Origin of the sequence: Peribacillus simplex NBRC 15720 = DSM 1321 (assembly GCF_002243645.1) — a bacterium.
Taxonomy (GTDB): domain Bacteria; phylum Bacillota; class Bacilli; order Bacillales; family DSM-1321; genus Peribacillus; species Peribacillus simplex.
Window position 1 is genome coordinate 3,709,504 of sequence record NZ_CP017704.1, and the last position, 12,102, is coordinate 3,721,605.

The 12,102-nt window shown below is 35.6% G+C and carries 15 protein-coding genes; 14 read left to right on the top strand and 1 reads right to left on the bottom strand.

From position 1 onward, the window contains the following. Positions 1-173: 173 nt before the first annotated feature. Positions 174-968, bottom strand: a complete 795-nt coding sequence (locus tag BS1321_RS17895; RefSeq protein WP_063235220.1) for an alpha/beta hydrolase — start codon at positions 966-968, stop codon at positions 174-176. A 360-nt stretch (positions 969-1,328) separates the two neighbouring features. Here BS1321_RS17895 and BS1321_RS17900 point away from each other — a divergent pair, with 360 nt between their 5' ends. From BS1321_RS17900 to BS1321_RS28435, 14 genes are all read left to right on the top strand, one after another. Beyond that, the gene (locus BS1321_RS17900; protein ID WP_063235219.1) at positions 1,329-2,078 is read left to right on the top strand and encodes a methionine ABC transporter ATP-binding protein; all 750 of its coding nucleotides are present in this window, start codon (positions 1,329-1,331) and stop codon (positions 2,076-2,078) included. Next, positions 2,071-2,733: a methionine ABC transporter permease gene (locus BS1321_RS17905; RefSeq protein WP_063235218.1), complete on the top strand. Its 663-nt coding sequence runs from the start codon at positions 2,071-2,073 to the stop codon at positions 2,731-2,733. The genes BS1321_RS17900 and BS1321_RS17905 overlap by 8 nt, the downstream gene beginning before the upstream one ends. An 18-nt stretch (positions 2,734-2,751) precedes the next feature. Continuing rightward, positions 2,752-3,579 (top strand): MetQ/NlpA family ABC transporter substrate-binding protein, encoded by an 828-nt coding sequence (locus BS1321_RS17910; protein ID WP_063235217.1) that lies wholly within the window; start codon positions 2,752-2,754, stop codon positions 3,577-3,579. Between the two features lie 382 nt (positions 3,580-3,961). Continuing rightward, positions 3,962-5,746 carry a ribonuclease YeeF family protein gene (locus BS1321_RS17915; RefSeq protein WP_063235216.1) on the top strand — a complete coding sequence of 595 codons (1,785 nt, stop codon included), beginning with the start codon at positions 3,962-3,964 and terminating at the stop codon, positions 5,744-5,746. Positions 5,747-5,752: 6 nt separating this feature from the next. Next, a complete protein-coding gene (locus tag BS1321_RS17920) occupies positions 5,753-6,190 on the top strand; it encodes an SMI1/KNR4 family protein (RefSeq protein WP_063235247.1) in 438 nt (145 codons plus the stop codon). A 163-nt stretch (positions 6,191-6,353) separates the two neighbouring features. After that, on the top strand, positions 6,354-6,749 hold the full coding sequence (locus BS1321_RS17925) for an immunity 22 family protein (RefSeq protein WP_063235215.1): 396 nt from the start codon (positions 6,354-6,356) through the stop codon (positions 6,747-6,749). Between the two features lie 154 nt (positions 6,750-6,903). Continuing rightward, positions 6,904-7,311 carry a SecY-interacting protein Syd gene (locus BS1321_RS17930; protein ID WP_411836536.1) on the top strand — a complete coding sequence of 136 codons (408 nt, stop codon included), beginning with the start codon at positions 6,904-6,906 and terminating at the stop codon, positions 7,309-7,311. A 287-nt stretch (positions 7,312-7,598) separates the two neighbouring features. Then, on the top strand, positions 7,599-8,108 hold the full coding sequence (locus BS1321_RS17935) for an ankyrin repeat domain-containing protein (RefSeq protein WP_063235214.1): 510 nt from the start codon (positions 7,599-7,601) through the stop codon (positions 8,106-8,108). Positions 8,109-8,142: 34 nt separating this feature from the next. After that, positions 8,143-9,291, top strand: a complete 1,149-nt coding sequence (locus BS1321_RS17940) for a suppressor of fused domain protein (protein WP_063235213.1) — start codon at positions 8,143-8,145, stop codon at positions 9,289-9,291. 502 nt (positions 9,292-9,793) lie between these two features. Continuing rightward, complete coding sequence (locus BS1321_RS17945; protein ID WP_063235212.1) at positions 9,794-10,249, top strand: SMI1/KNR4 family protein; 456 nt, start codon at positions 9,794-9,796, stop codon at positions 10,247-10,249. A 228-nt stretch (positions 10,250-10,477) separates the two neighbouring features. Next, positions 10,478-10,834 carry a hypothetical protein gene (locus BS1321_RS17950; RefSeq protein ID WP_063235211.1) on the top strand — a complete coding sequence of 119 codons (357 nt, stop codon included), beginning with the start codon at positions 10,478-10,480 and terminating at the stop codon, positions 10,832-10,834. A 336-nt stretch (positions 10,835-11,170) separates the two neighbouring features. After that, on the top strand, positions 11,171-11,473 hold the full coding sequence (locus BS1321_RS17955) for an HNH endonuclease (protein ID WP_232522814.1): 303 nt from the start codon (positions 11,171-11,173) through the stop codon (positions 11,471-11,473). Between the two features lie 18 nt (positions 11,474-11,491). Beyond that, a complete protein-coding gene (locus tag BS1321_RS28430; protein ID WP_250645047.1) occupies positions 11,492-11,707 on the top strand; it encodes an SMI1/KNR4 family protein in 216 nt (71 codons plus the stop codon). 50 nt (positions 11,708-11,757) lie between these two features. Beyond that, a complete protein-coding gene (locus tag BS1321_RS28435) occupies positions 11,758-11,928 on the top strand; it encodes an SMI1/KNR4 family protein (protein WP_411836537.1) in 171 nt (56 codons plus the stop codon). Positions 11,929-12,102 lie beyond the last annotated feature (174 nt).

Below are 12,102 nucleotides of genomic sequence, written 5' to 3' on the forward strand. Positions count from 1 at the left end.
ATCCTTATATATTCCTTACTTTGGCGGTAGCTCTTGGGGAAAAAGGCGAATAATTAAGGTGGTTTATTTCTTATCTTGAGAATTGATTAACAATAATAAATTGCGTGCCGCGAAGCCCCAAGACTTGTGGAAAATCACCATTCTTGGGGGCTATTGTGATGCATTAAGACTAATTAACGATCCATTGTTTCGTTTTTAGTTTCGATGCCAAATAACCAACGAAGTGATTGAATGAAGTAGGTAGAAAAGAACAGGTCATCATGAGTTCCTTCTGGATCTGACGCAAATAATAGATTAGATTCCAAATAGCCTTCCTTGATAAATTCAAGATGGGCCTTCTTCGTGTAGTCAACCATATGCTGTTGTATCGTTTCTTTATAAATTCCCTCTAATTCCCCAACATATAAATAGAGCTGATGATCTTTACGATTCACAGTTGGTTTGATATAGATATTTCCTTGCCGTTCAATCTTTTCCCTTTGAAGATAGCGAAGAACATCCTCGTACCAAAAGGAAGCAGATAAAGAGATATATTGATGGAATATCTCTGGATAATAATAGGAGGCGAAAATCGAAACAAGTCCTCCAAGTGAGCAGCCAGAAATAGCTGTATGTGAAGGTTCAGGATTCGTAGCATAATGGGCATCTAAATAGGGCTTTATTTCGGTTACTACAGTATGTAAATAAACCTGCGCTTGTCCTTCAAAGCTAGAAGCATGTGGTGCAAGTGATGGTGCTTCCCACGGCGTATAGTCATTTTTGCGATCAATTGGTTCAATTCCAATAACGATAAGTGGTTCAATTTGACCTGAAAGAATTAAATGATCGATATAGTTTGCAGCTTGCTTGGCAGTTTCTCCACCATCATGCATATAGATCGTTCGGTATTTCTTGGTTTGATCGTAACCTGAGGGTAAGATGACACATACCTCATAGTTGGCAATTTTCTCATCAAGGTATTGAATCATGTATTTTCCTCCACGTCCTTTAGAACATTCGTATTTTGAAGATTAGAAAAAAATAAATGATAATGATAACCATTATCATTTATAATTATAATATACTCTCTATTATTTTGAAAGGAATAATCCGATTAATAGAGTGAAAACTCAAAAAAGCCAATCATAAAGGATGATGATTATGAAATAATCACGCATATCTAAGAATGGTATATAAAAAGCCAATAGTAAGAGGGAGCTTAAATGTTAATTTGTGTCTTTGCATTAGGTCCTCATTAGTTGATAAAATGGTTCTCAGTTGTGTTTCTTTGATGAAACTATAATGAGGATCGATATGCTTATCTTTCAACAAATAGAAAGTGGGATTTTATGATTAACCTGCATCAAGTGAGTAAAAAATTTTCACAGTTTCAGGCAATTAAGTCTGTTACTTTAACAATACCTAAAGGTGAAATTCATGGAATAATCGGAGCAAGTGGAGCAGGGAAATCAACGTTGCTGCGGCTAATGAATTTGTTGGAGACCCCAGATGCGGGTGAAGTGGAGGTAAACGGCCAAAGATTGACAACATTGAACAATAAAGCACTTCGAGGGGCACGGAAGTCGATTGGCATGATCTTTCAGCATTTTAATCTTGTGGCAAATAAAACGGTTTATGACAATGTGGCAGCCTCTTTAGAGCTGGCAAATTATCCAAAGAAAGAACGTCGGAGCCGTGTTGTAGAGTGTCTTCAATTTGTCGGATTGGAGAAGGAGATGGAGAGATATCCTGCACAATTAAGTGGGGGACAAAAGCAACGTGTTGCCATTGCAAGGGCATTGGCAAATAACCCGCAAGTGTTATTATGTGATGAACCGACCTCTTCCCTTGATCCAAATACAACGGCTGAAATATTAGACGTGCTAGAGAACATAAACAAACGCTTCGGTGTGACGATTGTCATTGTTAGTCATGAGCTGGATGTCATTAAAAGTATATGCAATCGTGTTACGATCATGGCAGATGGAGAGATTTATGGCACTGTCTTAATCGAACCAACCGGGATTCAAAAAAGGGATAATCGTCCAGAATACTTTATCGAACAATTAGCAGAGAATGGTGGGCTAGGTCATGCCTGAGATTTTAGTTCAATATGAGGCAGAAATTTGGCAGTCAATTGGAGAAACCATTACCATGGTTGGTGTGTCCATTTTAGCTGCGATTTTGATTGGATTGCCTGTCGGGACCTTGCTATTTCTTTGTAGGAAGGGTCATTTGCTTGAAAATCCGTGGGCTTTCTCGATTTTAAATTTACTTGTCAATATTATCCGTTCATTCCCATTTTTGTTATTGGTTGTTTTTTTAATCCCGTTTACAAGACTCATAATCGGCACAGCCATTGGTACAGCATCTGCTTGCGTTCCATTAGCGATCATTGCCATTGCCCATTATTCGCGATTGGTCGAGCAATCTTTATTGGACGTGCCAAAGGGTGTGATCGAGGCAGCCATTTCCATGGGGGCTTCTGTAAAGGATGTCATATTCAAATTTCTTTACGTGGAGGCTCGTTCAGGGCTTGTCCTCGGACTAACAACATCGATTATCAGCTTTATTTCATATTCAACGATCATGGGTGTGGTCGGAGGCGGTGGTATCGGCGATTTTGCCATCAGGTATGGCTATCAGCAGTTTAAAACAGAGCTAATGATTTATATGATTATCATTATGATTATTCTAGTACAGCTTATCCAATTTATTGGAACAGCTGTAGCCAGAATGATTGATAAAAGATAAATAATGGAGGGAAACATCATGAAAAAAATACTCTTTCTCATGACAGCAATTATGTTGCTTTTAGTAGGATGTGGAAAGGCGAATGAAGTAAAAGAGAAAGAAAATGCGCAGAATCAGGAGAAGGAAGAGGTAACATTGAAAGTGGCCTCACTCATTCCCCCAATGACGGAAATTCTTGAGCTTGTTAAACCAAAGCTAGCAGAGGAGGGTATTAACCTGGAAATGGTTGTATTAGGTGATAATGTGCAGCCTAACACCGCACTAGCGGCAGGAGAAGTGGATGTGAACTTCTTCCAACACGTTCCATATATGGAGGAATTCAATCGAAACAAAAATGCCGAGCTTGTACCAGTGAAACCAATTTATTTTGCCAATTATGGTGTGTATTCCAAAGAATACGATTCAATCGATCAATTGCCAGAGGGTGCCGTTATTGCCATTGCAAATGATGTGTCGAATATTGATCGTTCATTGGCATTGCTAGCACAACATAAAGTTATTACTTTAAAAGAAAAAAAGGGTCCATACTATACAATGTCTGATATTACTGAGAACCCTAAAAACTATAAGTTTAAAGAAGTGGATTTATTAATGCTAGCGAGAACGTATGATGAAGCAGATGCGATAGTGATAACACCTGCCTACGCTGCACCGCTTGGTTTGACACCAAAAAATGACGCTCTTCTCACAGAAGGTGTTGAAAATGACTTTGCGATTACATTAGTAGCACGCAAGGATAACGTGGATTCTGAGCCAGTCCAAAAGTTGGCCAAGGCTATGACAAGCCCAGAGGTACGTAAATTTTTAGAAGAGAATTATAGTGAAACTGCCATACCGGCATTTTAATTTTGATACAAAGAAAGGGCTATTCCTTCAACAGGAATAGCCCTTATTTACGTATCAGTTTAACTTTGTGATCACCCATCGTCTAGCTACTATTAAAAATACTGTCCAGCTTGCCAATTTTGTGGCTCCTGGACAGCCCATCTTTGTTCAATATTCCAAAGAAAACATACAAATCTATTAGCCTATCCTCTTTGTAATGAAAACTATTTCCTTCATTATTAATCCGTTTAGTAAAAAGTCCCTTCAATTCTTGAATAAAAGTAGAAACTCTTCTAAAATATATTTAGTCCATAATTTTACAGTGAATAAAAATATTACATAAAAAAGAAATCTGGTAATCTCTAAGGTTTTATAAGAAAAGAAGTTGAAAGGACTTTCAATAATGTCTATGATTTACGAATCTCAAACACTAGTTCAGGCAATGCAAACACGTGTCGGACAATATAAGGACCTAAAAGAACAGCTAACGGAATTAACAAAAGGATTTGAGAGTATCGTTAATTTGGATGATGAGCTGCAGGGGCAAGGCGCAGTGGCAATCAAAGGGTTTTACAAAGCACAGATCGATGTCGTGGATTCTTGGCTGCGTCTGATCAATCGGCATGTTGCCTTTTTAAGTGGAATTCAAGGAGATACAATCGAAGCGAACCTTAGTGAAACCGTGGTTACGGTCCCTTTTTTAGAGGAAGAGCTGACAAATGCCACTCGAAATTCCAAGGAAATGGTCTCAGCCCAGAAAAATGATCTGAAAAAAATATTTGCTGGAATTGATGATATCATTCAGTTAGAGCCCTTTTCCGACGATGCGTTCTTTGAGAATATGGAGAAGGCTGACAAGAAACGGACCCAAACGATAGATAAAGTAAACGAAATCGATCATAAGTGGACGGCTGAATATGCTAAATCCGAAGCGGACCAAGCGGCAGTGACGGCACTCATGGAGCAATTGAAAGTATCCAGTACAAGAGGAGGAGTAGTATCCCCGCTCTATTTTAATGCAACAGCTTATAAAAATAGTGAAGCCTATAAAAACCTGGAAGTTAGGAAAAAAGAGACCGCGCAATATCTGAAGGTTAAGAAAGAGGAAGCGGAGAATCGCCGGATCAAAGAATTAAAGGCACAACTCGATCATGTAACAGATCCAGATGAGTTCCTCAAAATCGCCAAGCAGATCGGGTATGAAAACTTAGGGCCTACCCAGCAGCAATATGTTATGCAGCTAGAAGCGTCCAAGCAAACAGCAGACATTGCAAAAGGAATCGGCGTAGGCTTTTATGATGTAGGGAAAGACTTTGTGACAGGGGTTTGGGACTTTGTCACAAATCCTGGGGAAACGGTTGAAGGTGTAGCAAATTCAATCATGCACCCGATAAAAACCTATAAATATATATCCAAATCCATCTCCGACTCATATGAAAGAGATATGGTAAATGGCGATGCCTATTCGCGGGCTCACTGGGTATCCTATGCCCTCGGAACAGTCGTCACATCAGTAGTAGGAACAAAAGGAGCAGGAGCCGTAACGAAGACTGGGGTAGCGACAACCAAAGCCGCTGCAGTAAAAGGTGCTACGAAGGCAAAAGAACTAGTCTCTATCCCTAACCTATTGCCATACAACCCTAAAAACCAACTGTCGTTGGCAGGGGGAGTACCTTATAATGTGGTTAATGGTGTGGGGTTGAGAGATCAGTTAATTTCAATGGCGAGAGTGGAGTCTGAAATTAATGGTAAGCGTGCGGGTAAAATTGATTACGATTTAGCTAAAGATTATATTAGAAATGTCGAGACAATAACAGGATTAAAGATTCATAAAGCACAAACGGAACAATTAAAGGAAGCTTTAAGGAATCATAAATTTGAAAAAATGACACCAGTTGAGACTATGAAACATAGAAACAAGTTTAACAGTGTAAAAGACAAACTAATAAGTGAATGGGAAGGAAAAACAGGACAAAAATGGCCTCGTTATACTGAAGAAGTTTATGATAAGAACGGTAGAGTCGTAAGAGATATCGGGCAACCTTATGATGCGCATCATATTATAGAAAATAATTTTGGTGGTCCACATGAATGGTGGAATATACATCCTGCCAAATTTCCTGATGAACATCAGGCAGGCATTCATGGTAAAGGATCTCCATCAAATAAATTGTTTCCAAGGAGGTAATTGATGGTGGCTAAATTTGATTATATTAAAAATAGTAATCATAAGTTTTTTCCATTAAAAGAAAAAGACCTTATTAAAGCAGAGGAAAGACTCGGATTTAAATTTCCCCCTGAACTAAGGGAGTTTTACTTAGAAGTTGGTTATGGTTTTTTTAAAGGCAATAATGAGAATTCAATAAGTAGATTAATGGATCCTGATACTATTGCAGATATTACACTAAGGGAAGGTATCTATGAGTATGACCCTGACTTAGAGGGGATATATGAAGAAGCAGACAAAATTGTTTTTTATGAAGTAAACGAGGGTGTATATTTAACACTTGATTTAAATGATACTCAAAGGAACTCTGTACACTTCTTTGACAATAAAATAGCTGATTCATTAGAGAGTTTTATAAAAAAAGTTGATAAAGACAATGAATACTTTTTTGATATGATGGAGTAATAACTATTGAAACTTATCCTTGATTGGCAAAATGCCTTTCAAGGTTCCTTTTTTTGTAGGGCTTCCCAGTGAACCCTTTATTATTTTAAGAATAGAAATAACTCTACTACTGAATGTCAATGTCTAACACTTAGGTGGATTGAAACCCAATAGGAGGTAACTTATGCAAAAAGAAGGATTTGTATCATTTTGGGTAGGGAATATTAACTCATCAGAGGAATTAGACAATTTACTTGAAATTTCTTATACAGAGGATGGGGATTTTATTCCATCAATGTTTGCTCGAAGTTTTGGCATCGATAGATATGACGACGCTGTTAGAGAAGCGGATTTTTATGATGAAGCTGATAACTCGCTAAGTCGATTATTAGAAGGGTTCTCTTACGATGATGATATTATTCCTAAATTTTCTTCATTGTGTGGCGCACAGTTGCCAAGTGAGTATAATGTTGTTATTCTCCTATACAACTTTAAATATGAGGGAATTAAAAAGAAAATCACAATTAATAAAAGTGATTTAGAGTTTTTAGGTGCAGTAAATACTTGTAATTTAAGTTAAAAAACCTTGATTGGCTTAAGCTTTTCAAGGTTTTTTTATGTATTATATATAGTTCAAAGTTATAGAGGTTGCCTCGATTCTTTAACTTAAAGGAGATCGACTTTTTAGGTTGTAATTCTATTAGCTAATTAAATTACCGAAATGGGTGATATCTTTGTCTATTAAGAAATCAATGCGCCAATACTTCAGATTGAGACAAGAGCTTGCTGATGAAGGAATGGACTTTTTATTTAAGACTTCAGTTACTGAAGAGCTTAATTCAATAATTTATGAAGGTGAAGTTGACGAAGAAGATTATATTACATGGAAACCTGTAGAAAAAACTACTTCACATGACTTAAAGCAGTTAGAAGAGAACGTAGAAGTGGTATTCCATAAATCAATTATTGAATATTTTAATTCGTATTGGTTCGCTGATTTAGACGGATTCTTAAATGATTTCTATATTAAATTAGATGCGGTTTTGCCAAACTTCGAGTTTGATTCATTCCGGGGGACCTTAGAGGGATATAAGAGCAATATAAGAGCAATCATAACAATAGACTTGAAAATATCCCTTTAGGTATCGAAGGGAATGGTTTGTTAGTGGTAATTGATAATGAGAACGGTAAGGTAAAGTTAGAGGATTTCGAAAGGAATTCATTTGAGGTTATTTCAGAAAGTATTGAAGCATTAATTTCTAAACTAAGAATAAAAAGATAGTCGGAATAATTGACAGTTGATAAAACCGAGGTAAGTTGGTTCTATCAACTTTTTAATTTGAAGAAATATCTCACCCATAAAGGCAGATTCAGACTTAGATGATATTATTGAAATAATAGAAGACCTTGAAAATAAAGGAGAAACTAAATGGATAAAACTCAAATTGCGAAAGACATTAGAGGTGCCATCAAAAGTGGCAAATTGGATACGGTAAGGGATTTACTTGTGAAAGAACCAGAAATGTTAACATGGATGACGCCCTTTGGTACATGGTTACATACAGCAGCAGCTTATGGGCATTTAGAAATAATAGAATATCTTATTAATGCCGGGATAGATACTAATGCACAGGGTGGAACTTTTTCTACAAATGCCCTTGAAAGAGCCGCTACAAAAGGGCATTTAGATATTGCCGAATATCTCATTAAACAGAATGTTGAGATTGATACTAGTGAACCAGATAGAAATCCTCTGTTTGCTGCAATATATGGTGGTCATTTTGAGATTGTTAAATTGTTAGTTGAGAATAATATAGATATAACCATAAAATACTCTGGTGACAACATGAAAGATATGGATACTTATGCATTTGCCATTGAAAGAGGACAAACTGAAATTGCTGAATATTTAAAGCAAAGAATGGATGTAAAAGAATAGAAAAGTGAACTGAAAAGGAGGAAATAGTTAAGGGATGGATAATAAACAAGTTGCAAAAGAAATTCGTTCGGCTATAAAAAAAGGCAATATTGAAAAAGTAATTGAATTAATCGGCTCTAATGCTGAACATTTAAATATGATGACTCCTTTTGGTACATGGCTTCATGTCGCAGCTTCTAGAGGGGAGTTAAATATAGTTAAAAAACTAATAGAACTTGGTTCAAATATTAATGTGCTAGGTGGAGTATACGGTGGTGGAGCATTGAACGAAGCTGCTTCAGCAGGGCATATTGATATAGTAAGATATTTATTATCTTGTAGAGCTGATATGGACGTAAGCGAACCAGAAAGAAACCCATTGTTTGGTGCAATTAGTAATGGGCATGTTGATATTGCAAAACTATTAATTGAAAGTGGTATAGATACGGATGTTAAATATAGTGGTGAATCTAAGAAAGATATGGACGCATTAACTTTTGCAAGGGAACAAGGGCAAGAGGAAATAGTTAAGTTATTTGAAAATCAAAAAGGGTGGTCTACTACTGTAACTGAAACAAACGATAATGATCAAGACCATCATAATGTGATTTTAGAGCATGTGGCTAAATACTTTGGCCCTATCAAAAATACTATAAGTGAAACTGTTCCTGGTAGTAGAGTGTCGGTCAATATTCACATAATTCCTCCATCAATAAATAAAGATTTCGTAACTCTTGTAACTACAGGTATGAGTGATCAACCTATGGACTATTCAGACAAAGAAAGTGCTTTTAAATATGCGGAGTTATTACTAAAATTGCCTTCAAGTTGGATAGTTGAGAATGAAAATATGAAAGATCAAAACCATTATTGGCCTTTTGGGTGGCTGAGGAAAGTGGCTCATATTCCTCATATTTATGATGGATGGCTTGAAGAAGGGGTTATTCTTCCAAATGGAGAACCACCTCAGCCATTTGCATCAAATACAAAGTTATCATGCATAATGGTTTGTCGTTCCCAAGAATCCGAGATGGATAACGTTCATACTAAACAGGGAAACATACACATTTATACACTCGTTCCTATTTATGAAGAAGAAAGAAATCTAGCATTGGAAAAAGGCCATGAGTATCTACTTAAAAGAATGAGTAAGAAAGGGATCTCAGATGTATTGGATATACATCGGGTAAATGTTGGTATATAGTAAAAGTTGTAGACAGTGAAATGGACTTAAGCATGTCACTCATGATGGTTGTACCATCATGGGGTTGTTTAACGATATTTAGTCATGAAAATAAGAACGATAACTAAGCAAGATGATATTTTAAATTTAACAGGGAACAACCCATTTCGAAATTAAACAAGAGCGTTAGGTTACGCATTGGATTTGTTATGAAATACTCATAAAGCTAACAAAAAAGCATTTGATTGTCTTTTAGATGACAAGTGCTTTTTTTTACATTAGAAAATCAAAATGCAGTTAAACTTAATTTTATGAGAATATAAATGGTACATTTATGATATTCATAACTCATGAAATTTTGTACATCATGGAGTTTTAGTTCAATACTGGGGTACGTTTCATAAAATCCAATGAAGTCATCAACTGCCCGATAAATTAGCGAAAAAATTTAGTAGATTATTCCCTTGTTGTATTCTTAAAACTTGTCCGTGCATTACGAAATTCAAGATTAGTGGTGATTTTGGTGAAATATTCAGCTTTACAAGAATATATTAAGCAGTATGGCGAAGATGATGATTTTACAGGTGGAGTAAGTGAAGACAAAGTAAAAGAAACTGAACAAAAATTACAGGTCTCATTACCGGAAAGTTACAAGTGGTTTTTAAGAAACTATGGTTATGGTGGATTTTTTGGTGTGGACATAATTGGATATGGTTTTACGGGTCCAGCAGTAGTAGATGCTACTAAGGGTCATCAAAAGTATTATGATTTAATAGATGGACTTGTGGTTATAGAAGATATTGATGAATTTGCCTATTGCCTCGATACTAATAAAATGAAAAATGGAGAATGTCCAGTAATAATGTGGGATAATCATGAAGGCTATGGTCGAACACTTGCCGATAATTTTTTAGACTATTTTATTGAACGCCTTGAATTGGCAAAAGCAGATTGGGATGAAGATGAAGAAGATTGGTAAAAGCTAAGGTATCATGCTTTGTTATAAAGTAAGAAATATTTTTATATAAAGAAGAAGTGGATAGATCCAGGGACTATCCACTTTTGATTTATTTAGGTTTTATAAAAAGAACGAAACAGCTCATATAGATAAAGACTTTGTGATGGGAGTTTGGGGTTTTGTCACAGATCCGGGAGAAATGATTGAAGGTGTTGCAAATTAGAATTTCAATGGAAAGGAGAATAATAGATGAGTAAAATGGCAATTAAGATAAGCACTAATGGTCCATTTAGTAAATGTGTAGTACCCTTAAGAAAGTACACTGGTTTAGGAATTACAGACATAAAAAATAAAATTGAAAACAAAGAATTTTTTGCCGAAACGGATGCGAATGATATTGATGAAATGGAGAATTTAAAAGGGTTAGTTGATAATTTGTTGAAGTTAGGGGCAGAAGTAAAAATATTTGACAGTGATGAATATGGAGAAGGGATTTTCGATTATCAAGAAATTTCTTACGACGAATTTATAAATAATATTGATCGATTAAAAGAAATTATGGAAGAATTACAGGATTACAATGATGCTTTGTCGGACGAAGTTTAATTTGAAAAGATTAATGCTATGAATGGGTCTTAATAACATTATTGTGAAAAACATATGTTAAGAGCTTGTGTTAGTAATGCAACATAAGCGAGTGAAACTTTAAAGCACTTGATTGCCTTTTAAGCAACAGGTGTTTTTTTATGAGATATTTATTCTTTGGACGATATGAGTGATTCTTTACTGAAATTCATAGCCCATGAAGTTTGTACCAATGTACTTGAATAAAGATGTATCTATCACCAATGAAAATCTCCTATACCTGAAAAGTGGTATAAAAAGGGTGGGAAAATCTCCATCGATGATAATGGCATTTGGACTTATACTAACAAGTCTGGAATATCAGTAAGTTATCCAAATGGTTATCCTGATTTTACACCCTATGTACATCCAAATGTTGAGCCGGTTAAAATCGAGGTACATTCGCCTAAGAATAATCCAAAAGACTTTGAAAATGCAAATATAGCGGCTAAACTTACAAAAGATACTGATCCTCCAATAATTGATATTAGGAAACCACCAGAAGGGTATACATGGCATCATCATCAAGATGGAAAAACGATGATGCTAGTAGATGAAGATATTCATAGAGAGTTTAGACACATTGGTGGTCAATCAAAAGTTAATGGAAAAAATAAGTAAGATTAGAGGAGTGCGAATATGACAAAAATGAGTAGCAAAAATCCAAAGATTTCTTTACAAGATATAAAACAATTTGAACAGGAGTACGATGTTACTCTACCTAAACAATATGTTGATTTTCTACTAGAATACAATGGGGGATATCCTCAAGAATCTAACTTCAGAATATCTGATGATGAAGGAGAAAGTTTAGTTAATAAGTTTTATGGAATTGGGGATATGAAGATAATTTAGCTAAAGTTTTTGAGGTTTTAGAAGGAGAAATACCGGAAGATTTTATTTCAATTGCTAATGACCCAGGAGGGAATGAAATTTTAATAGGTGTTAGTGGAGAATACCAAGGAAAGATCTATTTTTGGATTCATGATATAGAACCAGAGGAAGAAATGGGCAATATGTTTATCCTTGCAGATAGTTTTGCTGAGTTCTTTAATAACCTATATGTATCTGAATAATGATACTTATAGGAAGCTACATTTATCCGTTTTAAGCCAACCTAGAGTTTTTGTAACAATATAAGTTATGTCAAATACGAAAGATAGCTAGGCGAGATGGCATTTTAGGCTTACGAAATATCGTTACAAGGAACAAGCTATAAACTTAAGAAATTAAGAAACGCTCGTTGGTAA